Genomic DNA, 24470 nt, shown 5'->3' on the forward strand with positions numbered 1-24470 from the left:
ACAGTGAGCTACCGCGTGGAGTTCCTGGCCGCTTGGTTGCTTGCCGCTTCGGGTGGTCTTCGGCGGGTTTTACAGGGTGTCCAGTTGCCTTGTTACTGCGTCGAGGGTCGGTGCGGGTGTGGGCTCTCGTAGTAGGCGGAGGAGTTCTTGTCCGAATTGTCTGCCGTTGGGGAACTGGTCTTCGCGGTCCCAGCGCCAGGCTGCGACCATTGCGAGCACTAGGTGTCGGCAGTCGGTCAGTAGGGCTTGGTCGGCGTTTGGGTAGTGGGCGCTGACCTCTTCGGGGGCGTGGGCCAGGTCGAACTCGATTGGGCCGCGGCAGGATGTTTCGACGTCGATGAACAGCGGGCCGGCCTTGGTGCTGAGGACGTTGCCTGGGTGTGGCTCGCCGTGTAGTAGCTGCTCTGGGGCGTTGCGGGCCTCGATGGCTTGGCGGAGGCTGGTCAGTTTGGTGCTGAGAAAGATGCGGTCTGCGTCGGTGAGTTCTGGGGAGCGATTCGGGTTGGCGACGATTTCCTGCGCCTCTGCGATTCGATCTGTGAACCTTGGGGTTGGGACATCGACCTTGCGCATGCCGGCGTGCAGCTGCTCCAGGGCCTTGGCGTAGTCGGCTGGTACGACCTGAGGTGTCGCGGGCTCGTAGTAGGTCCACAGGGTTATCGCGAAGCCATCACGCGTGTACACAAGCGGGTCTACCCGCGGCTCCAAGATGCCCACTGGGCTTCCGACCTCGGCGAGCCGTAGAGCGAGCTCGATTTCGAGCTGTGCGACCTCTTGGCCCACATGGGCAACCCGGGCGAAGACGTCGCATGGCGTCAGCCGCAGCGCCAGCTTGTTCGAGTCGTGGAGGACTGTTGCGTCGGCGGTTGGCAGGTTGAGCGATGTGGCGAGCGAAGTCGCAGCCGCGATCGCACGGGTGACGTCGGGTAGCTCCATGATCTGGCGAGGCTACCTTCCTGAGCTTGTTCGGTCCCCTTAATATTCGACGGAGCTCCGTTGACGGCGCCTTACTCCCAAGGGAATCCATGACTGAACAGTCGATCAATCTGCAGCCCGTTGCCCATGTTGTCGGTGGACGGGTCGAGCCCACTGACGACTACTGGGGCGGTACCAAGGCCATCATCCGCATCGATGATCCGCGGCTGGATGCCGAATCCACCAAGGGGCTTGAGGAGTTCTCGCATCTGGAGGTGGTGTTTCACTTCCATCTGACCGATCAGTCGGACCTTCCTCTCCACGCTCGTTCGGCTCGCAACAACCCTGACTGGCCGGTGGCGGGGATCTTTGCTCATCGGAATATGCGCAGGCCGAACTGGTTGGGGGTGTCTCGGTGTCGGCTTCTTGAGGTCGATGGGCTGGATCTGCATGTTGAAGATCTGGATGCGGTTGATGGCACGCCGGTCCTCGACATCAAGCCATGGTTTGCCGACTTCGGTCCTCGTGGGCCTATCCGCCAGCCCAGTTGGCCTAGCGAGATGCTTGCCGAGTACTTCGCGCCGGCAGTTGGGCGGGGCGATCGCTGATGGGTGGCGAGGGTCGCTGACGCAGATCCTCGGGTCGGTGGAAGTCGTGCTCTTCGACTTTGATGGGCCGATTTGCTCGGTGTTCGGGGGCCATCCCGCGCCACAGATCACCTTGGAACTCCTCGCGTTGGCGCGCCAGGTTCGCGGGGATTTGGAGCCCGTACTAGAGCGGGCTGCTAGCCCGCACGGGCTGCTTTTGGCTGCGGCTGGTGATCCTGAGCTTGCTGGGGAGTTGGAAGCCGCGCTCCAGAAGGCTGAGTTGACTGCGATCGGGACCGCGCGGCCAACAGTCGGCGCGGCGGAATCGATCGCGGCGTGCATCGCCAGCGGGCGCCTTGTGGGAGTTGTGAGCAACAACTACGCGGGGGCGATCACGGCGTACCTCAGCAGAGTCGACTTGTCAGGATGCGTGGCGCATGTGGAGGGCCGCGACCCGGTCGATCCGACCTTGATGAAGCCGGATCCTCACCTCATCGAGAGAGCCCTCAGCACGCTTGGCGCTAGTCCAGCATCATGCGTGTTCGTCGGTGATCAGACGACTGATGTGGAAGCCGGCCGGGCAGCCGGCGTGCGGACGGTTGGCTATGCCAATAAGCCTGGCAAGGTCGAAGCGCTCAGCGGTGCTGGTGCCGGTGTGATCTTGACGAGCATGCTCGACCTGGCGGAAGCCCTCGCGTGAGGCTCTTTGTGGACTACGCCCAAGGTCGGCGGCTTGGCGTGAAACCCTGGTGCGGTTGGTGAATGGTCGTGGTTATGGTCCGTTCATGGCAGATGGCATCGGTGGGTTGCGGGCGATCTCGATCAAAGATGGTGTTGTCACTAGGCCTGCGTCTGTCTGGACGCCTGCTGTGCATGGGTTTTTGCGGTACTTGCGGAGGCAGGGGTTGACGTGTGTTCCGGAGCCGATCGCTGTTGATGGGGATGTTGAGCGGCTGGTGGTTATTGAGGGGGACGCGGGCGGCGATTGCTGGGGGCATCAGCATTCTGAGGCCGGGGTGCGGTCTGCGGCGCGGTTGTTGCGGAGGATTCATGATGCGTCTGTTGGGTGGGTGCCGCCGGAGGATGCGATCTTTTGTGCGCCTGATGTGGTGGCTGAGGGGGAGATGGTGTGGTCCCACGGGGATGTTGGGCCGTGGAACATGGTGTGGCACGGGGATGAGGCTGTGGGGTTGTTCGATTGGGACTTTTTGCATCGTGGGCCGCGGGTTGATGATGTCGCCTATGCGCTGCAGTGGTTCGGGCCGGCTCGTAGTGATGAAAATGCGTTGAACTGGCATCACTTTCCGGTCGTGCCCGATCGGGCTGCGCGGATACGGGCCTTCTTGCAGGCCTATGGAGGATTGCCGTCCTTCGATGTTGCTGAGGCGATCGCCGTCAGGATGGAGACGACTATGGCCATGGAGTTGTCGTTGGCTGAGGCGGGGGTTGAGCCGCAGCGGACTTGGGTCGCTGAGGGGAGTCAGGAGCGGGGCGCTGCCGAGGTGCGGTGGGTGCGCGAGAACGCCGGGTTGTTGGAGGGCTGAGGGCACTCGCCTCTTGCTGGTTGGTTTCAGTGGGCGCGCAGACTCGGGGTGACCGTGGGGAGGCGGTGTGGACGAGTCAGGAGCGCTTCGGCGGGCGGGGTGGGCGGGCGCGGCTTCGGTGGTGTTGCTCGTTGCGGCGGTGGCGCTTTGCTATCTGGTCGGCGTCGACGATCCGAGCATGTCGGACTCGGACATCCTCGAGAGGCTCAATGACGACGGGCGGCAGGCTGCCGCGGGGATCGGGGTGCCCGTACTTGCTGCGGGGGTTGCGCTGCTGTTGTGGTTCGCCACCGGTTTGCGGCGAGTGCTGGATCGGTTGTCCGGCGGCGACCCGCTCGCGCATGCGGTCGTACCGGGCGCGGCGCTGTTCGGTGGGCTGATGATCACCGGGGTCTCGCTCGACGTGGGCAGCGCGTTCGCGGCGTGGTCGGACGAGTTCACCGCTGACCCGAACACCGTTCGCGCGCTCGGTATGGCGGGGCAGGTCCTCGCGCTCACCGGGCTGGCCGGCTGCGCTGTGGTGGTCGCCGTGACGACGCGGATCGCCCACCAGGCGCATGCCCTTCCGACGTGGGCTATCTGGGTGTCCTATGCCGTCGCCGTGCTGTGCATGACTGGCTTCTGGAGCGGGGGCATGGCGTCTGCGGCCTTCGCGCTGCGGCTCATCGGCGCCGTTGTCGCTGTACTTCGCATGGCGCGACAGACGCCGCCGGTGCCTCGGGCAACTCCCTGAGGTTCACCTGGTCGGCGGGACGGCTGCGGGTTCTGTGGCTCGTCGCGGGTGGGCGACCACCGCGACGGAGGAGCGGCATTTCGCGCGACGAAGGAGCGGAGAAAGGGTGGGTGGGAGCGCTCGGAGCTGGGAGTGACGTAGGAGCGGACGGCGAAGGGCGCGTGGGCGTCCTTCGCCGTCCGGTGGGTTAGTGGAACGCCGGTAGGGCGGGGCGGAGGGTTGCCCTTGTGTTGGCGGACTTGGCCTTGGCGGTTGCTGCGGCGGGTTCCGGGGCGGGGACTGGGTCGCATTGGAGGTCGGAGCGGTTGCCGGGCTTGCGGGTGGGTAGGGCTCCGGTTTGTAGGTAGGCGACGATTCGGTCGTCGGTGCAGGTGACGCCGGAGAGGGAGCCTGCGTGGGTGGTGCCGCCTACGCCTTCGATGAGGGCGGAGTGCGGGAAGATCTTGCGGGTTTGCAGGGCTCCGGAGTACGGGGTGGCCGCGTCGAGGGTTTCGTTGATCAGGAGGAGGCTCTTGACCTTGCTGCCGTCGATCTTGACCGGGCGGCCGGCCTTTGCCTTCCAGTAGGCGCAGGGGGCGTTGAACCAGGCGTTGCCCCAGGTCAGGAACGGTGCCTGGGCGTAGGTGCGCCAGTTGTCGATCCAGACCTTCCTCGCGTTGGTGGGCCACTGGGTGTCGGTGCACTGCACGCCGAGGTAGACGGCGTAGCCGTTGTCGTCGAAGGGCGGGCCGCCGTAGAGCTCTACCAGCGGTGCGGCGTTACGGTCGTGGACCCAGGCAGCGAAGGCGTCGGCGACGTCGACCCAGCCGTACACGTAGTACCCGGCCTGCGTGAAGATGTCGTTCCACTCGTCCGGGCCGATCTTGCCGTCGGCGGGGTGGCCGATGAGCTTGTGCAGTTCGGAGTAGTAGCGGCGCTCGACGACGGCCTCGGTCTTGCCGAGGTGCCAGGTCGAGTCGTGCGCGGCGACGTACGCGAAGAACACCTTGATGCTCTTGTTGAAGGCGATGTCCTGGTCGAGGTTGGCCTGGTACCAGACCCGCCGCGCGTCGACGACGCCGTCGAAGATGACCCGGCGCAGGCGGGACGGGTAGAGCGTTCCGTACACCTGGCCGAGGTACGTGCCGTACGAGAATCCGTAGTAGTTGATCTGCGGGGCGCCGAGCACCTTGCGGATGCTCTCCATGTCGCGCGCCGAGTCGATGGTCTTCAGGTGACCGAGCAGCGCGTGCTGGTTGGCGTCGCAGGCCTTCGCGTAGGCCTTGGAACGGTTGATCCAGGTCTGCGTGAGCTTCGGGGTGATCGGCACGTAGTACGGACGGTTGTACCCGGCAACATCCGGGATGCAGGTCAGCGCGGGCTTGCTGGCGCCGACGCCGCGGGGGTCGAAGCCGATCCAGTCGTAGGCGTCACCGGCGCCGGCCGGGACGAAGTCGCCGAAGATCGCGTAGATCAGGCCGGAGCCGCCCGGGCCACCCGGGTTCACCAGCATCGGGCCCTGCGCCTGGGCGTCGGGCGTCTTGTGCTTGACCCGGGACACCGCGAGCTGGATCTTCGTGCCGTTCGGGCGGTCGTAGTCGAGCGGTACGGTGACGAAACCGCATTGCGCGCCGGCATTCACCAGGCGGGGAATCGTGCAGGCTCCCCACTGAACAGGTGGCGGCGAATAACCGGCCGAGGCGGGTGGCGACGTCGGCACAGCGGTCGCGGCGGGGATCGATACCACCCCGGCGATCAGTGCGGACGAGACTGTGGCAGCAACAACCAGACGACGGATTCTCATGAATTCCTCCCGAGAGGCATCCTGAACCCGTATCGCCGGAAGAAACAAGGGGGCTCGCCTATCAGCCCGCTCAACCAAGGGTAATCATTGACGGCCTCCCGTCGAACACCCAGCGCGTTGTACCCGGCATCCTGCGTGACGACCGGTTCGGGGCCGGTCATTCTCGTTCTGAGAGTTCACCGAAGGTCGGCTCGAAATTCACCGCTGAAGGACAAGTTCAGGGGTATGACTTCACGACTCTTCTTCCGCCGGCGCACCCGGATCGCCGTGGCGATCGGCGCCGCCGCTGCCGTGGTGGGCACGGGCACCGTCGCGACCCAGGCCGCCGGGTGGCTGGCCAACTCGTCGCATGACTTCCGCTTGGTCGCCGACGGGTTCTCCGGGCACGGCCGGGTGAACGGCAACGTGCTGCGGAACGACCACGGCGCGACGGCGGTCGTGCGGCATACCGATCCGGCCAACGGCACGGTGACGGTGGACGCGGACGGGACGTTCGCGTACGTGCCCAAGGATGGGTTCAAGGGTGTGGACACCTTTACCTACACGGCTTCCGACGCGGTGCAGCTGTTCAAGAACGCCGCGTCGAACGGGGAGCCGTTGGCGCCGCTCGCCGAGGTGGCCGGGCCTGGCGGGACGACGACCGAGATCTCCGGAGCGGGCTACGGCTCGGCCCTTACCCCGGTACCGGGCAAGACCGGCTCGTTCTACGGGCTGACCGACCGTGGGCCGAACGCGGATGCGCCCGACGGGAACAAGTCGGAGATGCTGCTCGACTTCGTCCCGCAGATCGGCAAGTTCAAACTCGTCGACGGAAAGGCTCGGCTGCAGAGCGTCGTCACGTTGAAGGGGCCGAAGAGCCTGGGCGGGGTGAAGTACAGCGGGCGGCCGCCGCACGACACCAGCGAGGTGATCGACGACGTCAACGCGACCAACGCGAACGGCGGTACGCCGGTACCGGTCGAGCGCGATCCTTACGGGTATGACTCCGAAGGGCTCGTCGCGCTGCCGGACGGGACCTTCTGGGTGTCGGACGAGTACGGGCCGTATGTCACGCATTTCGATGCCAAGGGCTACGAGTTGGGGCGGCTCACGCCGTACCGGAACAGCCCGGACAACGCGTTCCACAAGGTCATCGGGTACCTGCCGGCCGAGCTCGCGTTTCGCGCCAAGAACAAGGGGATGGAGGGGCTGACGGTCACTCCCGATGGGTCGACGCTCGTCGGGGTGATGCAGTCCGCGCTGCAGCAGCCGGACCTCGGCACGGTCAAGCCGGGCAACGTCTCGCCGAGTCGCATCGTGACGATCAACCTGCGGACGTACGAGACCAAGCAGTACCTGTACCTGCTCGACGACCCGAAGTCGACGGGTGGGGCGAACAGCGAGATCACCGCGCTGACGAACACCAAGTTCTTGGTGGACGAGCGGGACGGGAACTTCGAGCCGTTCGCGCTGAAGAGCCTCAATGCTGTGGATATCAACGGTGCTACGGATGTCAGCGGGCTGACGATCGGCGGGAAGTCGCCTGAGGCGTTTGTCGGACAGGCCGGTACGAATGCCGCGCTCGCGGCGCTGACCGGGGCCGGTGTGCAGGTTGCGCTGAAGCAGCCGGTGGTCAATGTCGGGACGCTGGTCAGCCAACTCGACCCGACAGGCAAGTTCTTCGCGCACGACAAGGTCGAGGGCGTGGCGACCACTGACGGCGGTCGGACTCTGTACCTGTCCAACGACGACGACTTCGGCATCGACACCATCGCCGTCGACCCGGACGGCAAGTGGACGGTGCACCAGAAGACGCTTCCGCCGACGGGCAAGGCCGACAACGCGGAGATCCTGAAGGTCGACACCACCAAGCTCCCGGCCGTTCTGAAAACCGTCACGGTCACGATCCACGTTCGCTGACTCGCCGCCGGGCCTGTTCGCGCAGGCCCGGCATGGCAGCCTTTGCGCATGATCGATGACGACGCGAAGGTGGTTCTGCACGATGACCTGCGTGATCTGCGGGCGGCGGTGGTGTGGAAGCTGGACGGCTTGCCGGAGTACGACGTACGCCGGCCGCTGACGACGACCGGGACGAACCTGCTCGGACTGGTCAAGCATCTGGCCCTCTACGAGGCCCGGTACTTCGGTGAGGTCTTCGACCGTCCGTTCCCGGAACCGTTGCCCCGGTGGGACGACCTGGACGCCCGTGGAACTGACATGTGGGCGACCTCGGAGGAGACGCGTGAGGAGATCGTCGGGCGATACCGGCGTACCTGGGAGCACTCGGACGCGACGATCGTTGCCCTTGCCATCGATGCTCCCGGCCACGTGCCCTGGTGGCCGAGGCCTGAGGTGACACTGTTCAACATCCTGGTGCACATGCTCGCCGAGACCAGCCGGCATGCCGGGCACGCAGACATCCTGCGCGAGCAGCTCGACGGGTCGATCGGGACGATCCCCGCGCGAGCGAAATCGCAGCCCGATGCCGCCTTCTGGGAAAATCGGCGGTCGGAGATCGAGCGGGTCGCCAAGGCAGCCTCGGCCGGGGCGGAATGACAAAAGCTGCAATTTGGTGGTTGGCGAGGGGTGCGGGCACGTAGCGTTCGGGCGTTGAGGTGGGGTTTTCACTAGGGGTGGGGATCGTCGTGAATCTGGATTTCGGGCTGGACCCGGTGTTCTCGTGGTACGTCGTGCTGCTGTGCATCAGCGGTGTGGTGATGGTCGGAATGGCGGCGGTGAAGACGGCTGATCAGTCGGCCGGGTCGCGGGCCCTGAGTGCGCTGGCCGGGCTGGCCTTTCTCGGATACGGGATCTATCTCGGCTTCATTTTCGACGGCGGCAGCTACATGATGTTCTTCCAGGCATTCATCCTGCCGGCGCTGCTCGTCTTCAACTTCATCCGCGCAGTAGTCGCCAAGCCGACGACTAAATCGTTTTCGTCATGATGCAGTGGTTTTTGCCTTTGGGGCGGACGTAGGTGAAGCCTTCGGCTTCGAAGAGGGTGCGGGTGACGCTGTAGAGGAAGGACGCGGTGATTTGTTTGCCGCCGGTGTCCTGGGGATAGGCCTCGACGACTCCGCCGCCGGCTTGGGCGATCAGGTCCAGCGCGCCGCGGAGTGCGACACCCGCGACACCCTGTTTGCGGTATCTGCGGTCGACGAAGAAACAGGTCAGGCGATAGTCGGGTGGCGTGCCGAGTTTCGCGTCGTACTCCTTGCGGTGGTTGATGTTCGGCAGCTCCGCCGGTGGGCCGTACTCGCACCAGCCGACCGCCTCGTCACCGTCGAAGACCAGCGCCGCATGCGCCCGGCCCTCTTCGACGAGGCGTTGTTTGAGGGCGCGGTTGTTGTCCGCGTCATAGGTCTTCTCGTCTTTCATCGTGTGGAAGAACGTGCACCAGCACCCGCCCCACACCCCGTTGTGCCGCTCCGCGAGATCCGCGAACGCGTCCCACGTCTCGGGCGTCAGCGCCCGCGTCGTGAGCTCCGCCGGCACCACCACGATCTTCGCCATGCTCCAGCGTAGGACGCTTCACGGACGATCTCCGTCCGCATTCGACCGGTACGCCGGTGAGCCACGCCGCCCCTCGGCGGGGTGATTGACCGGGGGCCCGGACGTCGGCGAGGATGTGAGCCCGGCGCGGCCCGCGCCTCACCTTCGTCGACCGGCCCCAGCCTGGTCCGCTGAGAAGGCAAAGGGATCTCTGGTCTCGGGCCGCTCGTCCTGGTCTCTTGCCTCGGGCGGGATCGCTGGGGGATCGCGTGCGAGTGCGTGGAAGGCCAGATGACAGCGCACAGGAACTTCAAGCGACGGGTCCGCGCCCGCGCCGCCAAAACGGGCGAGTCCTACACGGCTGCCCTCCGGCACTTCCGTCCGACTCCTTCAGGAGACAAGATGCCGGAACCCACCCCCACCAGCCTGCGGATCGCCGTCGCCCAGTCGACGGTCCGGGTCGATCCCACCGACGCCGACGGGCTGCGCGCGAGCGCTGCCGAAGTACGCGGCCTGATGAAGGAGGCGGCCCACAACGGGGCTCGTCTGGTGCACTTCACCGAGGGAGCGCTCTGCTTCCCCAGCAAGGTGATCATGTCCGAACTCGGCCCCGACGAGATCGGCTCGTCCGACTGGAGCAAGGCCGAGTGGGCCGTCCTGCAGTCCGAGCTCGACAGTATCGCCAAGCTGGCGGGCGAGCTGGGGATCTGGACGGTCCTCCCGTCGGTACACCGGTTGCCCGAGCCGGCGCGGCCGTACAGCAGCATGTACGTCGTGTCCGACCAGGGCCAGATCGTCGGCCGGTACGACGAACGCATGCTGTCGACGACGAAGGTCACCTGGATGTACACCCCCGGCGACAAGCCGGTCACCTTCGAGGTCGACGGCTACCGCTTCGGGCTCGCTTGCGGGCTCGACGTGCTGTTCGCCGAACTCTTCACGGAGTACGACCGGCTCGAGGTCGACGGCGTACTGGTCTCGTACGCGAGCACCGGCGTCGACCACAACGAGCACATCGGCGTCCAGGCGCGCGGCCACGCCGTCAACAACACCTACTGGATCAGCCTCGCCGTCCCCGCCAACCCAGGCGCCGGTATCAACTCAGGCATCTCCGACCCCACCGGCAACTGGACAGCCCAGGGCCCTGCGGACAGTACGCCGGGAATCGCCCTCACCGACCTCCACCAAGCCGACGTAACCCAGATCGGCCGAGCCTTCCGCCGCAAGACCCGAGACCGCATCAACTCCTAGCCGGCTCCACCGCCCCACCCGCACTCACAGTGCGGGTGGGGCGCCCCCTAGTCCGCGATGTCATCAGATGTGGTGACGACCGCGGCGGTGACGGTCGGACAGAGTGAGGAGGACAGACCGGGGAACAGCTGAGAGGACGAGGTCATGGGCAAAGTAGTGGCGCAGGCGAACATGTCGTTGGACGGGTATGTCGCCAAGCAGGACAACAGCATCGGGCGATTGTTCGACTGGCTGCAGAAGGGCGAGGTCGAGATGCCGACGCCCGCTGAGGATTTCGCCCTCCATGTCTCCCCGACGAGCGCGGAGCACCTGCGGCAGTGGACGTCCTCGCTCGGCGCGCTGGTTTGTGGGCGGACGCTGTTCGACGTGGCTGAGGGGTGGCGGGGGCGGCACACGCTGGATGTGCCTGTCGTGGTGGTGACGCATCGGGTGCCCACAGAGTGGGTCGAGGCTCACCCGGACGCACCGTTCTCCTTTGTCACCGATGGGGTGGAGGCGGCGATCGCACGAGCGCAGGAGCTCGCCGGCGACCAGGTCGTCGCGGTGACCGGCGGGACTATCGCCAAACAGTGTCTAGAGCTCGGTCTGCTCGACGAAGTGGCCGTCGACCTGGTGCCGGTGGTGATGGGCGAGGGCAACCGCCCCTTCTTCGGCGACCTCGCCACAGGAGAGGCCGTCCTCGGCAACCCGACGACCTGCGTCCAGGGCGACCGGGTCATCCATCTCGTCTTCCCAGTATCGCGGTGAGGCTCACGGTCGGGGTGCTGACGCCGCATGCCGCTCCAGGACCTGAAGTCGAGATCCCTGAGATGGCGTCGGCCCGTCTCGAGGTCGTCGTAGCGCAACTCGCTGAGGAGCCTCCGTCGGCGGCCGCGGACCTCCGGACGCTGGCGACACCTTCAGCTCTGCGGCCGCTGGTCGGCTCACTCGTCGAGGCGTCGGCCGATGTCATCGCCTATGCCTCGACCACCTCCGGATACGCGATCGGGTACGCGGCCGAGGTCGAGTTGCTCGAACGCCTCCGGCAGCTGGCCGGCGTACCGGTCGTGAGCAGCGGGGTCGCCGCCGTGCAGGCGTTGAAGGCGTTCGGGGTACGCCGGGTCGCGCTGATCCATCCACCGTGGTTCGAGGACGAGATGGCGGACCTCGGCGCCAACTACTTCCGCGAGCAACAGATCGACGCCGTCACCCTGACAGCGACATCGCTCCCCAACGACCCGAAACAGGTCCAGCCCGAGCAGGTGGTCGACTACGTCAGTACTCACGCAGACGCCTCCATCGAAGCGATCTTCATCGCCGGTAACGGCTTCCGTGCTGCACGGGCGATCGGAGAGCTCGAACGTAGGACCGGCCAGCTGGTCCTGGAAGCGAACCAGGTACTGCTCTGGGCGCTGCTGGCCGCCACCGGTTCGAGTCTCCGGATCGACGGTTACGGGAGGCTGTTCAGCCGCAGATTGCCTTGTTTATGAAGGTGTTTACTGCGGTGTCTGGGTCGCCGTGGAAGTTGGGGGTCAGGGCGATGGTTACCTGGTGGCGGCCGTCGGTGGTGGAGAAGGACCAGGCGTTGTAGGCGAGGGCATCGCCGTCGTTGCCGTAGACGCGGATGCCGCAGGTGGTGGTTTTCCAGGACAGGCCCAGGCCGTAGTTGCGGGTCGGCGTGCCGGGCGTCTTCATCTCCTTCAGCAAGTGCTTCGGGAGCAGGCGGCCGCCGAGTAGGGCGGCGAAGAAGCGGTTGAGGTCCTTCGTGGTCGAGATCATGTTGCCGCTCGCGCCGAACAACGTCGGGTTCAGTTCCGTGTAGTCGACGTAGTGCGTCAAAGTCAGGTCGGTCGGCACGTAGCCGTGCGGATGCGGTCCAGGAATCCAGGGAGAAGTCCCCGGTACTACGGTCCCGCGCAACCCCAGCGGCCGGATCACCGGGCGTTCGATCTCCTGCCGGTACGTCCGCCCCGTCACCTTCTGGATGACCTGGCCGAGCAGCAGATAACCCGTATTCGAGTACGAGTACTCCGAACCCGGCACCTCCGACGTCGGCGGGTGGGCCAGCGCCTGACTGATCTGCTCGGAAGCGGTCCACGTCCGCCACCGCCCGGCGAAGAACTCCGGCGAAGGCGGCATCGCAAGAGTCCGAACGTAGTCGTACAACCCGCTGGTGTGGTTGAGCAACTGCCGCAAGGTGATGTTCCGCCCGTTGGGTACGACCCCAGGCAACCACCTCTCGACCGAGTCATCCAGCCGCACCCGCCCCTCGTCGACGAGCTGCAGCAGCACGGTGGCGACGAACGTCTTGGTGATACTCCCCGCCCGGAACGACCCATCAACCGGCACCGCCCGCGATGTCCCCATCACCGCAACCCCACTAGTCCCCCGCCACACCCCCTCCTTAGCCCGTACCTCCGCCAAGGCCCCCACCGCCGTACCAGCCGCCACCCCATCCAACGCCGGCTGCAACCCACCCCGGTCGACCCCGCCAGCACCACCCCGAGTCCCAAGACCAGCACTAGCAACAGCCGGCACCGCACTCACAGCCAAGACCGCAACCCCAGCCACCACCATCCGAAGCGTCCGCTTCATCCCGACCTCCTCAGTCAGCTCCCACCCTCCGTTCGCGGACCTGAATCGCACATCAGGGAACGCCCCGGTTCTCACCGCTGCACCGGGGTAGGGGATTCTCTAGGGCCGGAACAAGAAGGAGTTGCTGACGGTGCGAGCAAGAGTGATGCGACTGGGGCATCGAGCCAGGCGGCTGTGGTGGCGGCTGCGGAAGCCGACGACGTACGGCGTCAAAGCCTTGCTGAAGCATCCCGACGACCCGGCCAAGTGCCTCGTTGTCCGGCATTCGTACGTGGATCAGCAGTGGTGGGCGTTGCCCGGCGGCGGGTACGACCCGCGCAAGGAGACCGCCGAGGCCGCCGCGGTTCGCGAGGTCTCCGAAGAGCTGTCCCTGGAAGCAAAGCACGCCACTGTCCTGAAGACCTTGACGACCGAGCTCGAAGGCAAGGTCGACCACCTCGCGATCGTCACCGCGACGGCGACGTCGGCCGACTTCCGGCTGAACGCGGAGCTCGCCGAGGCCCGATGGGTGTCCATCGACCTCGGCGAACTGCCGGCGGATGCGCTGATCTCCCGCTGGCTGCGGCTAGCTGTGGTCGGCGAAGAAGGCGCAGCAGACGGTCACGGCGAGGATCGCGACCAGCATGATCAACGCCGACGCGACGAACACGGCGAGCACGCCGGCGATCGCCGCGAAGGTCAGACCGGCCGCTGAAACCGTTACCCACAAGGCATTTCCGCCCAGCCGGGTAAAGCCTCTGGTGAAGGCCGCCGTCGCGAGCAACACAGTCGTTCCGGCAGCGGCGAGCAGCAGCATGAGCATCGGGTGCCCGCCGTACGTCGCCACCGAGCAGGCCAATCCGCTGCAGGCCTTGGTACTCCGAACGACGGTCAGGAGTTCGACGCAACTCGCGAGCCCGAAAGCGACGAGCAGCCACAGCACGATCGTCGTACGCCGGGACACGTCCCAGGCCCGCCGACTGTAGACGAAGTCCGACAAGGCTTCCTGTGGCAGCTGATCGACGACGGGCAGAGGTGCTGCGGGCAGTCGCGGCGGCAGCAGGTCGAGGGTGGAGAGTTGTTCGGCCATGGCGCGCTCCTAGGTCGAGGGAGCCGGCACAGACACCGCCCCTGATCCCTATTACGCACTACCTACTGCCCTGCGTGCGACCAACGATGCCGCGAGGGCATCATCGCGAGTGCGCGGCGGCGAGCTCGGCAACGAGAAGGTCGCCGGCGCCTTGTGTACTTGACCATTCCGGCCGCGCGGCCAGCCGGCTCCGTGCCTCCAGATCACCGGTGAGGCGGGCTTCGGCGACCGTCGACCTCCACTCGGACAGGAGCGAAACCGACCGCAAGGTGCGCAGCAACTCAGCGTCCGTGTCGGCGCTCACCGGCGCCCGGTCGCTGTCCGCCAGGAAGACATCGGCGCGCACGTTCTCTGGCGACGCACCGTGCAGCGGCACGACCCGCGCGAACACCGGAGCATCGGCACCGAGCTGATCGGCCTCGTCTCCGGTCACCAGATTCAGCAGCGCGGTCTGCCGGACCTCCCCCGAGCAACGATCCACCAGCCGCACCAGCAACCGATCCGTCACCACAGCCGAAGGCAGAGGCGAACAGAACGCGGGCACCGTGACGAGAACCGCCGGTTCCTGATCCTCGTAGACCGTTTCCATCCGGATCTCGGTGACCGAAACACCGTCGCCGACGATCCGCGCGGGCACCTGCCGGGGATCCACCGTGCTGGTGAACACCACCTTGCCCGCGGCAACTTCACTCCTCAACCCGTACTGCGCGGCTGCGCCGACGTAGGCCTCACCGACCCGATTGCCGACCGGCACCCGGGACTTGAGCCCCGCCCAGGCCCTGGCCACCCGCGCCAGCTCCTTCTCCGGCCCGTCGACGCCCTCCCGACGCAGCGCCGCATACCCGTTCGCGATCCGGCGCAACCCGCAGTACAGGTCCGAAGGCAACGGGGCGGCCGATTCGCCGAGTGAGGAAAGCTTGTCGGCCAATCCATTCGCGGCGAATCGAGCGGCCGTCAGAGCCTCGCCGATGAAGCGTTCCCGCAACGGTCCCGGCCGGAAGGTCTTGGCCGCTCGGGCCCGGGCCACCGCGCGCTCCGCGTTCACCAGCGTCTGATCGAGGTCGAGATGCAGCCAGCGATCCAGCGCGTCGATCACGGCGACCCGTAGCCACGGGCTGGTCGGCGAGAGCGCAACGGTCACTTCGTCCTCACCCGACGACGGGTCCGACGCGAGCAGCGCCGCCAGGCGCCGGCGTGCGTCCGAACCGATCAACGCGGCCAGCAGGACCGGATCCGCCTCGGCCCAATCGGCGACGGAGACGGAATGCCAGCGCTGCGGCCGCGCCAGATCGACCGCGACGGTGATCCCCGTCCCGAGACTGGTCGGCCAGCACAGCTCGCCGGGATCGTGAGCGGTGACCCGGACCTCGGGTGAGGCGGCCCGGATCGTGCTCTCCGGCGCGGTCACGAAGGCGAACATGTCGACCTCACTTTCGCGCCGCCGGCTCAGGATGCCTACCGGGGGATGTCTTCCACTGGGAATGGAAAGTGGATGTCCGAAAAGCTTAGGACTCAAACACTTGCCCCGGCAAGGCCGTCGTGCACCGGCCTTCGCGCCATCTGCCAGGCGTTCTGGGCCCAGGTCCGGACCGGCACGCGACCCGCGAGAGCCGGTTCGGTCCACGGCGGTTCGCACCGGCCGGCCAGTTCGCTCAGGGCGAGCCAGCGCACTCCGGAGTACTGGTCCGCGCGATCCCAGACCGACTTGGTCATCGCGCCGGCCGTCGGGCGAGCCAGCCGCCGCAGGTTGGAGGCGCTGCGCAGGAAGGCGTCGCGGCGACGATCCGCCAGCTCGGCGATGTGCCGCTCGAGCACCGCGACGTCGTCGTTCGGCGGGTTCTTCGGTGCCCAGGCGTCGAGGTCGAACTCGACCCAACAGACCGCTTCGATGAAGGCGAGCACCAGGATGCGACGGTCTTCCGTGAGGCCGGCCTTGCCCTCGCTGACCTGACGCCGCAGATGCCGCAGCTCGCCCTGCTCGCGGCAGATCAGCCGGATCGTCCGGTACGCCGCGCGTCCCGCGCTGTCCGGCGCCGGCTCGGGCGGCAACGCGAGCTGGATGGCATCGTTGCCGTTCGACCGGAGTACAGGCAGCCAGGAGAAGCGGCGATGGAGGTTCGCGGCGGCGATCGCCAGGGTCGACCAGGCCTTGCCGTGTTCACCGGCGGCGCGGTAGGCCATCGCCAGCGCGATGGTCCGCAACTCGGCCGCCAGGATCGCGTCGTACCGCCGATCGGAGCGCAGCAAGAGCTGAGCTGACCGCCACTGCCCGATCTCGAGCGCGTGGATCGGGTCGGTCACGCCTCTTGCGGTGTCCATGGCGCACCTGCTCTCGTCCAGCCAACCGCCGCGATGGGCTCCGAACGCCTCACTCAGGTGCTCAGTGCCCCCCAAGCCCGACCGTCTTTACCGCTCTGACCGCCCAGCTTTACTTGGCAACACTGTGATTCTAATGCACAAGGTGTACTTCGGGTAGAGCTTGAGTACACCTAGCGAGCCAAATGGTGAAATCAGCTGGATTCAGGTGTACGGTGACGCCATGCCCGCCTTCCGGTGGGCCGTAAACATCTTTCGGGAGTGACTTTGGCCCCCTCACCAGAGGCCGTACGACTCGCCAGAAGGCTGCGAGGCCTGCGCGAGTCCCACGAGTCCGGACTGACCCAGCAGGCGTTGGCGCGTGCGCTGAGCGACGACGTCCGGGTCGCCGTGCCCACGATCAGCTCCTGGGAATCGGTCAGCAACCCGAAGCTGCCGCCGGCCGAGCGGCTCCGCTCCTACGCTCTGTTCTTCAGTACCAACCGAGCCGTCGACGGCACTCCGCACCTGATCCGCGAGCGTGAACTGACCGCCGCGGAGAAGGAACGCTTCGAGACGCTGCACGAGGAGCTGCTCGCCCTGCGCGACGCGGCCCGCAATCTCGGCGCGGCGAGCGGGCCGTCCGGCAGTGGCTCCTACACCTGGGATTTCGACAGCGGTGACGTCACGATCATCTGCCCGGAGGCGCCCGAGGAGGGCCGTTCGGTGCTCGCCGATGAACTTCAGCCGAACTACACCCGAATGTACCGATACGCCGATCTCGACGCTCTGATCGAGCTGTGGGGACACGTCCGAGCCTCCAACCCGGAGCTCAAGGTGGTGCACCGGCTTCCGTCGGAGGTCACCGCCGACCACATGTCGAGTCACGTGGTCGTGCTCGGCGGCGTCGCCTGGAACCAGGTGACCAAGCGGCTGCTGAAGCTGCTGAGCGATCTGCCGGTGTCCCAGGTCGAGGTCTCCGACCTGGAGACCGGTGAGATCTTCCGGGTGAGCAGGGCCGGCGGCAAGGAATACCGCCCACTGTGGGAGCCGACCGACGACGGCGGCCGCGAGCTGGTCGAGGACGTCGCCCTGCTGGCCCGGCTGCGGAACCCTTTCAATCACAGCCGCACGATCACCATCTGCAACGGCATTCACAGCCGCGGGGTGCTCGGATCCGTGCGGACCCTGACCGACATCGCCGTTCGCGACCGCAACGAGGCGTTCCTGTCCAAGCGCTTTCCGGGCGGGGAGTTCGCCCTGCTGCTGAAGGTGCAGGTCGTGAACGGCGAGGCGATGTCACCCGACCTCGAGATCGCCGACAGCCGGCTCTACGAGTGGTCGCCGAACGAGAAAGTTGACGCCCCGTGAGCCGTCATTTCAAGCACCAGCAGTCGCACGCATCGCTGCTGCGTGACGTATCGGCGTCGTCGGTCCCGCTGACCCGCAGCGGCCTGGACGCGATCGTCGTCCCGGCGGCCCGGGCGTCGCTGCCGCAACACCTGATCACACTGTCCGCCGCGCTGTCGGTGCCGCTCGTCGTGCTGTGCAGCCGGCAGGCGCAGATCGAGCGGGTCGCCGACCGGATCTCGGCCACCTTCGGCGCTCGCGGCCTGGTCGTCGACGTGCCCGAGGGCTACCCGCAGACCTGGACCCCGAGGACCTCCGGCGAGGCCTACCGCGAGGTCAGCGCTGGGCGGTCGAGCGACCTGAGCGTGAAGCGCAACATCGGTCTGCGGCTCGCCCGCAGCCGCGGCTGGAAGAAGATCCTCTTCGTCGACGACGACATCTACAAGCTGAACGCCCAGCAGGTCGAGCGACTGGCCGCCAGCCTCGACCGCCACCCGGTCGCGTCGATGGCCAGCCGGTACTTCCCGGACAACTCGGTGGTCTGCCACGCCCGCCGGCTGGCCGGCTTCCGGCAGGACGTCTTCGTCAGCGGCGCGGTGCTCGGCGTCAACACCCAGCACCCGGCGATGTCGTTCTTCCCCGACGTCTACAACGAGGACTGGTTCTTCTTCGCCCGGCACGCGGCGGCGCGCTCGCTGCCCAAGATCGGCGAGGTCCGGCAGGACGAGTACGACCCGTTCGCCGACCCGCTGCGGGCCAGGCGCGAGGAGTTCGGCGATCTGCTCGCCGAAGGCATGTACAACCTGTTCGAGGGCAGGCCGGGCGTCGACTTCAACGAACAGCTGCGGAGCGCGGCGAACCCGCGGTTCTGGCAGGACATGATGGAAAGCCGCGGGTCATTGATCGCGGAGACCTCGGATCGCCTGAAGACAGTGATGAACAAGCAGGGCATCGGCGACTCCTGGAAGATGACCGAAGCGCTGATCTCACTCGAAGCGGCCGAGGAGCAGCTGCAGCAGATCAAGCCGGAGCTGTGTGTCGAGTTCATCGACAACTGGCGCGAGGACGAGAACCGCTGGCAGCAGGAACTGCGCGGCGACGGCATCGGCCTGGCCGAACAGGACGCGCTCGACCAGCTCGACCTGAAGTCCTGGATCGCCTGCGGTTATGGCGTGGACAGCCGCATCACGGCGTAGACAGCGCGTTACGCCTGAACCGGACTTCCGTTCTGCCGGAGCTGTCGGTGAGCAGCTGACGTTCTCCGGTGGGTTCGAAGCCCAGGCGTTCATAGGCTTCGAGGGCCTCGGCGTTGTGGTCGAGGACCCAGAGGAGCCAGTCGTGGACGTCCGGTTCGAGCTCGGTCAGGTGCAGCAGCAGTGCTCGCATCACGCCGGTACGCCGATGGCGCGGCTCGACCCAGACGGCTTCGAGATGGCGTTCGTCGGGTGGGCGGCCGTCGACCCGCAGCGAGCGGGCCAGGCCGATGATGCGGCGGCCGTTGCGGAGTACGACCCAGAGGGCGTCCGCGAAGGAGCGGCGCCAGGACGCCTCGGTCCAGGTGGCCTCGGTCTCGTAGCTGGAGATGTAGGCGCCAGGTGAGTCCTTGAGGGCTTGCAGCCGGACGTCCCGCAAAAGCTTCCAGTCGTCCGCGGCGAGCACCTGGAACTCCAAGGCCGACCCCCTCCGTGCGTCTCCGCACCGTCGACAGCGCATGACAAAACTGTGACAGCACCGCAGTGAGTGTGTCCGCGATCGCGGAGTGTCAAACGGCCGTGACGGAAATCTAACGTTTGTCGAACACCGCCTACTCTGGCAACGTGCCCAGAAAACTTCGTGCGGATCAGCAGGCCGAGCTTTACGTCGTGGATGTCGTGACATTTGAGTCGAGGTTGGTGTTTGCCTCCTCGACGTTGTTGTTCGAGGCGCCCAACTGGGTCGGCGATCGGCTGATCGTCAACGGGGACGGCGGGTTGTTCGCGGTACCGGCCGGTGGTGGCGAGCTCGAGCCGATCGAGCTCGGCGGCGTACCGGAGATCAACAACGATCATGTCGTCAGCCCGGATGGATCCACCGTCTATGTGTCGGCGGAGGACGGGCATCTGTACGCCGTGCCGCTGGCCGGTGGAGTGGGCCGGCGGGTGAGCAACGACCACGGCGTTCACCATTATCTGCATGGGATTTCACCTGATGGCGAGCGGCTCGCCTATGTCGGGTTGGAGAACCGTGACGGGCGCCGGATCACCAACGTTTACACGGTTCCGGTGGCCGGTGGGGTCGATGTGCAGCTCACCGACGACGAGTTCGCCGACGACGGCGCGGAGTACGGGCCGGATGGGGAGTGGATCTATTTCAACTCCGAGCGGGCCGGGCAGGCGCAGTTGTTCCGGATCAACGGTGAGGTCGTCGAGCAGCTGACGTTCGACGAGCGGGTGAACTGGTTCCCGCATCCGTCGCCGGACGGTTCGCTGGTCGCGTACGTGAGCTTTCCGCCGGGCACCGAAGGACATCCCGCCGATGTGGAGGACGTGCGAGTGCGGTTGCTCGAAGCGAGCGGACGGACCCGCGAGGTGGCAACGGTCTTCGGCGGCCAGGGGACGATGAACGTCCCCAGTTGGTCGCCGGACGGCCAGTACTTCGCTTACGTCGCCTACCCGATCAACTAGACCGCTGCCGGTACTCCGTTGGCGTGAGGCCGGACAACGCGCGGAAGCGGCGGGCGAAGTACGTGGGATCGGGCCAGCCGACTTCGGCACCGATGCGGGCGATCGGGAGCTCCGAGTTGGCGAGCAGAGCTGCTGCGCGTTCTGCTCGCAGGCGGGCCAGGTAGTCGAGTGGTGAGAGGCCGGTCGACTTCCGGAAGATCCGGCCGAGGTACGCGGCGTCGAGCGCCACGGCAGCGGCCAGATCGTCCAAGCGCCAAGCGTGCGCTGGATCGTCTTCGACAAGGGCAAGGCAGGTCGCCACTGCTGGATGGCGTTTGAATGTTGCCATCGGCGTGCGTGCATCGGCGAGGATCCCCAGCACAGTTGCCAGGTGACCCAATAGCCGGCCGAATGCAACAGTCCCGGTCCTCAAATGCCCTTCTAGGGCAGCGATTGCGGCGATCGCGTCACTGGCCGCCACTGCGTCGACAGTAGCGACATGTACGCCGTACGAGCCGGGCGCAGACGGATCCGTCCAGAGCAAACGCCGGTACTCCGGGAACTCGCGAAGCCCGGCCAATTCGGCGTGCAGTGCCCGAGTAGAGACGCAGCAGTTGGCCACTGTGAGGTCAGTGCAATCGAGGAAGGCGTGCCAAGCGCCGGGGCGGAGCACGATGACATTGCCGTGCTGGAGCGGGCGTTCGCCACTACTGGTGAGATGCCGGCCCTCCCCCGGGCCGACGACGGCTAGCTCGACGAAGTCGTGAGTATGGGCCGGTACTGCGTCGCTCAACGTGTGTACTGCGCCCAGGACCGAGTTGCCGGCGAACAGCGCGTGCTCGTGGAGAGTCTCGGGCATGTCGGGATCGTACGAGCGTTGGCCGGGATTCGCCTAGGCGTCGGGGCGACCGGCTGGCCAGGCTGGAGTCATGAGTGAGCTGAGCGGTGAGGTTGTTGCGGAGTACCGGCAGAACGGGTTCGTCCGAGTTCCGGGAATCCTGAGTCCGGTGGAGGTCGAGCGCTTCCGGGAGGCGGCGACGGCGTACCTGGCGAAGCATCGGAGCGAGAGTCTGGAGAAGGGCGGGGTTTTCGCGCAGCTGGTGAACGTCTGGCAGCAGGACGCGATCGGACGGGAGCTGACGCTGCATCCAGGGGTGGCTCGGGTGGCGGAGCAGCTGGCCGGCGTACCGGTCCGGGTATGGCATGACCAGCTGTTGGTGAAGGAGCCGCACAACAATGCGGCGACGGAGTTCCACCAGGACAGGCCTTACTGGCCGCACGTGAACGACAGGCACTCTCTGTCGGCGTGGATCGCTCTTGTGGATGTACCACCTGAGCGCGGCTGTATGACCTTCCTCCCCGGCAGTCATCACCAGACCACGCTGCAACCGCAGAACCTGCACGACGAGGACGACCTCTTCCAGCTGGCTCCTGCGCTGCGCTGGAGCCCTCGCGTCACCGTCCCTTTGCGGGCAGGCGATTGCACGTTCCACAACAGCTACACCGGCCACATGGCACTCCCCAACCGCACCGACCTGGCGCGCCTGGCCCACGTCACCATCTATATGGACGCGGCCACCCAGTACAACGGGCATCCCCACCCGGTCACCGACCCTCTCTCCCTCAAGCCCGGCGACCCGCTCGACGGCGACACCTTTCCTCAGCCGCATTGAATGCCTTTGGCCCCCATCTCGTCGATGGGGGGCCAAAGGCAATGAACCTCAGGCGGCGGCTGCTGCCTCCGTGAGCTGTTCAGCGGTCGGCTGGAGTTGCGGCGATGCCAGCGTCAGCAAGACATTCGCCACTGCGAACCCGGCGGCAACCAACAGTCCGCGCTGGAATCCGTCGACCAAGGCCTGCTGCTGCGGGACTCCGTTGGCCAGCGCATCCGTAGTACGGGTGATGGACAGCGTGGTCACGATCGCCAGACCCAGCGCGCCACCGACCTGGTACATCGCGCTCACCACGCCCGACGCGGCGCCGGCCTCGTGGTGCTCGACCTCGGAGACCGCCGTGATCTGTCCCGGTACGCCGACCCCGAGAATGCCGAAGCCGAAGATGATGAAACCAGGCAGCAGGTGGCCGGCGTAGCTGTCGGTCGCGCCGGCCTGCGAGAGCAACAGAAGCCCGGCCACGCTGAGTACTGCTCCGCTCAGCTGCACAGTGCGGGTGCCGAGCTTCTGGACGAGCTGCGAGGCGAGCACCGCGCCGACGATCGCCGCGCCACCCATCGGCAGGAAGTGCAGGCCGGCCTCGAGCGCGGAGTCGCCACGGACCTGCTGCAGGTAGATGGCGGTCAGGAAGAACATCGACAGGAAGCCCGCGCCGTTCAGCGCCAGTGCACCGCTCGAGACGCTCAGTGCCCGCGACCGGAACAGTCGCAGCGGTACCAGCGGCGCCTTCGACCGGCGCTCGACCATCACGAAGGCGGCGAGCAGGACGACACCGGCGACGAGGAAGGTGACGACCTCGCCCGAACCCCAACCCTTCGGCTCGGACCGTACGACCGCATAGACAACTGAGAGGAGACCAGCAGTACCCAGCACAGCGCCCGCAGTGTCGAACGCTCGGTTGCCGTTCTCGTTGTGGCGGGTGTCGCGGATGTAGACGGGGATCAGCGCGACGAGTCCGACCACGATCGGCACGTTCACGAAGAACACCCACTGCCAGCTCAGCGAGTCGACCAGCAGACCGCCGGCCACCACCCCGAGCGTGCCGCCGAGGCCGGCCAGGCCGCCCCAGACGCCCATCGCGATGTTGCGATCCCGGCCGTGCGCGAAGGTGACGGTCAGGATCGCGAGCGCCGCGGGTGACAGCAGCGCACCACCCAGACCCTGGACGGCGCGGGCACCGATCAGGAACTCAGGCGAGTTGGACAGCCCCGCTACCAGCGAGGCGGCGCCGAAGAGCACCAGGCCACCGACGAAGACGCGACGCGGGCCGAGGATGTCCGCCATCCGGCCGCCGAGCAGCAGGAAGCCCCCGAACAGCAGCGTGTAGGCGTTGATGACCCATTGCAGTGAGTCGGCGGAGAACTTCAGGTCCGCCTGGATGTCGGGCAGCGCGACGTTCACGATCGTCACGTCGAGCACCACGATGAACTGCGCCAGCGCCAGGACCGCCAGCGTCGACCAGGGACTGCGTCGCATTGCGTACCTCACAGGAGAGTCTGTCTACGTTGTATGTATACGTTGTATGCGTACTTCGTAAACGGTAGGTCTACGTTGTAAACTTGTCAACGTGCCCCCCACCAGCAGCCCGACCACCAAGCGGCTCGACCCGCATACGCTCGCGACCAGTGCGCTGGAGATCGCCGACGCCGAAGGGCTGGACGCGCTCACCATCCGCCGGCTCGCCCAGCTGCACGACGTCACGCCGATGGCGCTCTACCGGCACTTCAGCGACAAGGACGATCTGCTCGCCGCGGTCGGCGACCGGATCCTGGCCGACATCGCGCTGCCCGAGCCGACCGACGAGCCGTGGGACGTCCAGCTCCGCGCAGTACTAGCTGCGCTGGTGAAGGCACTTCGGCCGCATCCCAAGGCGGCGGGCCTGACGTTGTACCGGATCCTGGTCTCGCCGGACGGGCTCGCGCTCGCCGAGCGGACGATGGAGCTGCTGGTCGAGGGCGGCTTCTCCACCGACAACGCGGCGGAGGTCGGGCGGCAGTCGGTCTGCTCACTGATCACCCTGGTGACCGCGGAGCCCGGCGCGACCGAGGACACCGACCCGGTCGCCCGCGAAGACGGCCTGCGCGCCAAGCGCGCTTCACTCGCCGCCCTCTCCCCGCACCGCTACCCACTGATCACTGCGGCCGCAGACACCCTGATCTGCCCGGCCTCACACGACCTGTACTACCGCCTCGGCATCGACCTCGTCGTCGCCGGCATCCGCGGCGTCCGCGCGGGCCTGCAGGCCTGACCCCGACACACACCTGCTTGCCTCCCGCCACAAGTCAACTGCGGGGTCTACGCTCCGAAGCGGAGTCAGACCATCACACGGAGGTTTTGTCATGGCGGGCAAGTTCGAGCTGTACGAAGACAAGTCGGGCGGGTTCCGGTTCCGCCTCAAGGCCGGCAACGGCGAGATCATCGCCGTCAGCGAGAGCTACAAGAGCAAGGACGGCGCCCTGAACGGCATCGAGTCCGTCAAGAAGAACGCCGGCGACGCGAAGGTCGACGACCAGACCTCTTGATCAACCGACGACAACGGCAGGAACTCCCCGAAGCGGAGCTCCTGCCGTTGTCTCGTTCCAG

The 24470-nt window shown here is 66.6% G+C and carries 26 protein-coding genes; 17 read left to right on the forward strand and 9 right to left on the reverse strand.

Going from position 1 to position 24470, the window contains the following annotated elements; genetic code table 11:
• Positions 1-69: 69 nt before the first annotated feature.
• The gene (locus tag AB0M15_RS08730) at positions 70-936 is read right to left on the reverse strand and encodes a phosphotransferase (protein WP_363815464.1); all 867 of its coding nucleotides are present in this window, start codon (positions 934-936) and stop codon (positions 70-72) included.
• A gap of 89 nt (positions 937-1025) precedes the next feature.
• Here AB0M15_RS08730 and AB0M15_RS08735 point away from each other — a divergent pair, with 89 nt between their 5' ends.
• From AB0M15_RS08735 to AB0M15_RS08750, 4 genes are all read left to right on the forward strand, one after another.
• Positions 1026-1523, forward strand: coding sequence for an SAM-dependent methyltransferase (locus AB0M15_RS08735; protein WP_363815466.1), 498 nt, complete (start codon positions 1026-1028; stop codon positions 1521-1523).
• Positions 1524-1560: 37 nt separating this feature from the next.
• Positions 1561-2202, forward strand: a complete 642-nt coding sequence (locus AB0M15_RS08740; protein WP_363815468.1) for an HAD family hydrolase — start codon at positions 1561-1563, stop codon at positions 2200-2202.
• An 85-nt stretch (positions 2203-2287) separates the two neighbouring features.
• Complete coding sequence (locus AB0M15_RS08745; protein ID WP_363815470.1) at positions 2288-3046, forward strand: aminoglycoside phosphotransferase family protein; 759 nt, start codon at positions 2288-2290, stop codon at positions 3044-3046.
• Between the two features lie 67 nt (positions 3047-3113).
• The gene (locus AB0M15_RS08750) at positions 3114-3779 is read left to right on the forward strand and encodes a hypothetical protein (protein WP_363815472.1); all 666 of its coding nucleotides are present in this window, start codon (positions 3114-3116) and stop codon (positions 3777-3779) included.
• Positions 3780-3966: 187 nt separating this feature from the next.
• Here the strand turns inward: AB0M15_RS08750 and AB0M15_RS08755 are convergent, their stop codons facing one another.
• Complete coding sequence (locus AB0M15_RS08755; protein WP_363815474.1) at positions 3967-5562, reverse strand: alpha/beta fold hydrolase; 1596 nt, start codon at positions 5560-5562, stop codon at positions 3967-3969.
• Between the two features lie 225 nt (positions 5563-5787).
• On the opposite strand from AB0M15_RS08755, the gene AB0M15_RS08760 reads away from it, so the two are divergent.
• The 3 genes from AB0M15_RS08760 (at position 5788) to AB0M15_RS08770 (ending at position 8486) form a co-directional block, all read left to right on the forward strand.
• Positions 5788-7461, forward strand: a complete 1674-nt coding sequence (locus AB0M15_RS08760) for an esterase-like activity of phytase family protein (RefSeq protein WP_363815476.1) — start codon at positions 5788-5790, stop codon at positions 7459-7461.
• A gap of 48 nt (positions 7462-7509) precedes the next feature.
• On the forward strand, positions 7510-8097 hold the full coding sequence (locus tag AB0M15_RS08765; protein ID WP_363815478.1) for a DinB family protein: 588 nt from the start codon (positions 7510-7512) through the stop codon (positions 8095-8097).
• A 77-nt stretch (positions 8098-8174) separates the two neighbouring features.
• The gene (locus tag AB0M15_RS08770) at positions 8175-8486 is read left to right on the forward strand and encodes a hypothetical protein (protein ID WP_363815480.1); all 312 of its coding nucleotides are present in this window, start codon (positions 8175-8177) and stop codon (positions 8484-8486) included.
• Here AB0M15_RS08770 and AB0M15_RS08775 read toward each other — a convergent pair.
• Positions 8467-9054 carry a GNAT family N-acetyltransferase gene (locus AB0M15_RS08775; protein WP_363815482.1) on the reverse strand — a complete coding sequence of 196 codons (588 nt, stop codon included), beginning with the start codon at positions 9052-9054 and terminating at the stop codon, positions 8467-8469. The genes AB0M15_RS08770 and AB0M15_RS08775 overlap by 20 nt on opposite strands.
• Positions 9055-9324: 270 nt before the next feature.
• Here AB0M15_RS08775 and AB0M15_RS08780 point away from each other — a divergent pair, with 270 nt between their 5' ends.
• From AB0M15_RS08780 to AB0M15_RS08790, 3 genes are all read left to right on the forward strand, one after another.
• Positions 9325-10284: a carbon-nitrogen hydrolase family protein gene (locus tag AB0M15_RS08780; protein WP_363815484.1), complete on the forward strand. Its 960-nt coding sequence runs from the start codon at positions 9325-9327 to the stop codon at positions 10282-10284.
• Positions 10285-10428: 144 nt separating this feature from the next.
• Complete coding sequence (locus AB0M15_RS08785; RefSeq protein ID WP_363815486.1) at positions 10429-11031, forward strand: dihydrofolate reductase family protein; 603 nt, start codon at positions 10429-10431, stop codon at positions 11029-11031.
• A complete protein-coding gene (locus AB0M15_RS08790) occupies positions 11028-11753 on the forward strand; it encodes an aspartate/glutamate racemase family protein (protein ID WP_363815488.1) in 726 nt (241 codons plus the stop codon). Before AB0M15_RS08785 ends, AB0M15_RS08790 begins: the two co-directional genes overlap by 4 nt.
• On the opposite strand, the gene AB0M15_RS08795 is transcribed toward AB0M15_RS08790, so the two are convergent.
• A complete protein-coding gene (locus AB0M15_RS08795) occupies positions 11728-12858 on the reverse strand; it encodes a serine hydrolase domain-containing protein (protein ID WP_363815490.1) in 1131 nt (376 codons plus the stop codon). The genes AB0M15_RS08790 and AB0M15_RS08795 overlap by 26 nt on opposite strands.
• 130 nt (positions 12859-12988) lie before the next feature.
• Here AB0M15_RS08795 and AB0M15_RS08800 point away from each other — a divergent pair, with 130 nt between their 5' ends.
• Positions 12989-13552: an NUDIX domain-containing protein gene (locus AB0M15_RS08800; RefSeq protein ID WP_363815492.1), complete on the forward strand. Its 564-nt coding sequence runs from the start codon at positions 12989-12991 to the stop codon at positions 13550-13552.
• A 475-nt stretch (positions 13553-14027) separates the two neighbouring features.
• On the opposite strand, the gene AB0M15_RS08805 is transcribed toward AB0M15_RS08800, so the two are convergent.
• Both AB0M15_RS08805 and AB0M15_RS08810 read right to left on the reverse strand, forming a co-directional pair.
• A complete protein-coding gene (locus tag AB0M15_RS08805; RefSeq protein WP_363815494.1) occupies positions 14028-15347 on the reverse strand; it encodes a hypothetical protein in 1320 nt (439 codons plus the stop codon).
• A gap of 92 nt (positions 15348-15439) precedes the next feature.
• Positions 15440-16246: a hypothetical protein gene (locus AB0M15_RS08810; protein ID WP_363815496.1), complete on the reverse strand. Its 807-nt coding sequence runs from the start codon at positions 16244-16246 to the stop codon at positions 15440-15442.
• A gap of 258 nt (positions 16247-16504) precedes the next feature.
• Between AB0M15_RS08810 and AB0M15_RS08815 the strand changes: the two genes are divergently transcribed.
• The gene (locus AB0M15_RS08815) at positions 16505-17593 is read left to right on the forward strand and encodes a hypothetical protein (RefSeq protein ID WP_363815498.1); all 1089 of its coding nucleotides are present in this window, start codon (positions 16505-16507) and stop codon (positions 17591-17593) included.
• Entirely contained in the window at positions 17590-18768 is a 1179-nt protein-coding gene (locus AB0M15_RS08820) for a hypothetical protein (RefSeq protein ID WP_363815500.1), read from the forward strand. Before AB0M15_RS08815 ends, AB0M15_RS08820 begins: the two co-directional genes overlap by 4 nt.
• Here the strand turns inward: AB0M15_RS08820 and AB0M15_RS08825 are convergent.
• A complete protein-coding gene (locus AB0M15_RS08825) occupies positions 18758-19243 on the reverse strand; it encodes a GNAT family N-acetyltransferase (protein ID WP_363815502.1) in 486 nt (161 codons plus the stop codon). The genes AB0M15_RS08820 and AB0M15_RS08825 overlap by 11 nt on opposite strands.
• A gap of 146 nt (positions 19244-19389) precedes the next feature.
• Between AB0M15_RS08825 and AB0M15_RS08830 the strand changes: the two genes are divergently transcribed.
• Positions 19390-20235 (forward strand): biopolymer transporter Tol, encoded by an 846-nt coding sequence (locus AB0M15_RS08830; RefSeq protein WP_363815504.1) that lies wholly within the window; start codon positions 19390-19392, stop codon positions 20233-20235.
• Here AB0M15_RS08830 and AB0M15_RS08835 read toward each other — a convergent pair.
• Complete coding sequence (locus tag AB0M15_RS08835; RefSeq protein WP_363815506.1) at positions 20228-21073, reverse strand: helix-turn-helix domain-containing protein; 846 nt, start codon at positions 21071-21073, stop codon at positions 20228-20230. The two genes, AB0M15_RS08830 and AB0M15_RS08835, sit on opposite strands and share 8 nt — an antisense overlap.
• A 70-nt stretch (positions 21074-21143) precedes the next feature.
• On the opposite strand from AB0M15_RS08835, the gene AB0M15_RS08840 reads away from it, so the two are divergent.
• Positions 21144-21887, forward strand: coding sequence for a phytanoyl-CoA dioxygenase family protein (locus AB0M15_RS08840; RefSeq protein WP_363815508.1), 744 nt, complete (start codon positions 21144-21146; stop codon positions 21885-21887).
• Between the two features lie 48 nt (positions 21888-21935).
• Here the strand turns inward: AB0M15_RS08840 and AB0M15_RS08845 are convergent, their stop codons facing one another.
• The gene (locus AB0M15_RS08845; RefSeq protein WP_363815510.1) at positions 21936-23363 is read right to left on the reverse strand and encodes an MFS transporter; all 1428 of its coding nucleotides are present in this window, start codon (positions 23361-23363) and stop codon (positions 21936-21938) included.
• A gap of 91 nt (positions 23364-23454) precedes the next feature.
• Between AB0M15_RS08845 and AB0M15_RS08850 the strand changes: the two genes are divergently transcribed.
• Together AB0M15_RS08850 and AB0M15_RS08855 are read left to right on the forward strand one after the other, a co-directional pair.
• Positions 23455-24135: a TetR/AcrR family transcriptional regulator gene (locus AB0M15_RS08850; RefSeq protein WP_363815512.1), complete on the forward strand. Its 681-nt coding sequence runs from the start codon at positions 23455-23457 to the stop codon at positions 24133-24135.
• Positions 24136-24226: 91 nt separating this feature from the next.
• Positions 24227-24409 (forward strand): YegP family protein, encoded by a 183-nt coding sequence (locus AB0M15_RS08855; RefSeq protein ID WP_363815514.1) that lies wholly within the window; start codon positions 24227-24229, stop codon positions 24407-24409.
• Positions 24410-24470: the final 61 nt, after the last annotated feature.

This window comes from Kribbella sp. NPDC051718 (genome assembly GCF_040681515.1).
Classification (GTDB): domain Bacteria; phylum Actinomycetota; class Actinomycetes; order Propionibacteriales; family Kribbellaceae; genus Kribbella.

Bases quoted from the DNA above. Each gene is read 5' to 3' on its own strand.
- AB0M15_RS08780 (WP_363815484.1), top strand. From the start codon at position 9,325: ATGACAGCGCACAGGAACTTCAAGCGACGGGTCCGCGCCCGCGCCGCC.
- AB0M15_RS08755 (WP_363815474.1), bottom strand. From the start codon at position 5,562: ATGAGAATCCGTCGTCTGGTTGTTGCTGCCACAGTCTCGTCCGCACTG.
- AB0M15_RS08855 (WP_363815514.1), top strand. From the start codon at position 24,227: ATGGCGGGCAAGTTCGAGCTGTACGAAGACAAGTCGGGCGGGTTCCGG.
- AB0M15_RS08840 (WP_363815508.1), top strand. From the start codon at position 21,144: ATGAGTGAGCTGAGCGGTGAGGTTGTTGCGGAGTACCGGCAGAACGGG.
- AB0M15_RS08735 (WP_363815466.1), top strand. From the start codon at position 1,026: ATGACTGAACAGTCGATCAATCTGCAGCCCGTTGCCCATGTTGTCGGT.
- AB0M15_RS08765 (WP_363815478.1), top strand. From the start codon at position 7,510: ATGATCGATGACGACGCGAAGGTGGTTCTGCACGATGACCTGCGTGAT.
- AB0M15_RS08775 (WP_363815482.1), bottom strand. From the start codon at position 9,054: ATGGCGAAGATCGTGGTGGTGCCGGCGGAGCTCACGACGCGGGCGCTG.
- AB0M15_RS08810 (WP_363815496.1), bottom strand. From the start codon at position 16,246: ATGGACACCGCAAGAGGCGTGACCGACCCGATCCACGCGCTCGAGATC.
- AB0M15_RS08760 (WP_363815476.1), top strand. From the start codon at position 5,788: ATGACTTCACGACTCTTCTTCCGCCGGCGCACCCGGATCGCCGTGGCG.
- AB0M15_RS08730 (WP_363815464.1), bottom strand. From the start codon at position 936: ATGGAGCTACCCGACGTCACCCGTGCGATCGCGGCTGCGACTTCGCTC.
- AB0M15_RS08745 (WP_363815470.1), top strand. From the start codon at position 2,288: ATGGCAGATGGCATCGGTGGGTTGCGGGCGATCTCGATCAAAGATGGT.
- AB0M15_RS08835 (WP_363815506.1), bottom strand. From the start codon at position 21,073: ATGCCCGAGACTCTCCACGAGCACGCGCTGTTCGCCGGCAACTCGGTC.
- AB0M15_RS08795 (WP_363815490.1), bottom strand. From the start codon at position 12,858: ATGAAGCGGACGCTTCGGATGGTGGTGGCTGGGGTTGCGGTCTTGGCT.
- AB0M15_RS08845 (WP_363815510.1), bottom strand. From the start codon at position 23,363: ATGCGACGCAGTCCCTGGTCGACGCTGGCGGTCCTGGCGCTGGCGCAG.
- AB0M15_RS08785 (WP_363815486.1), top strand. From the start codon at position 10,429: ATGGGCAAAGTAGTGGCGCAGGCGAACATGTCGTTGGACGGGTATGTC.
- AB0M15_RS08805 (WP_363815494.1), bottom strand. From the start codon at position 15,347: ATGTTCGCCTTCGTGACCGCGCCGGAGAGCACGATCCGGGCCGCCTCA.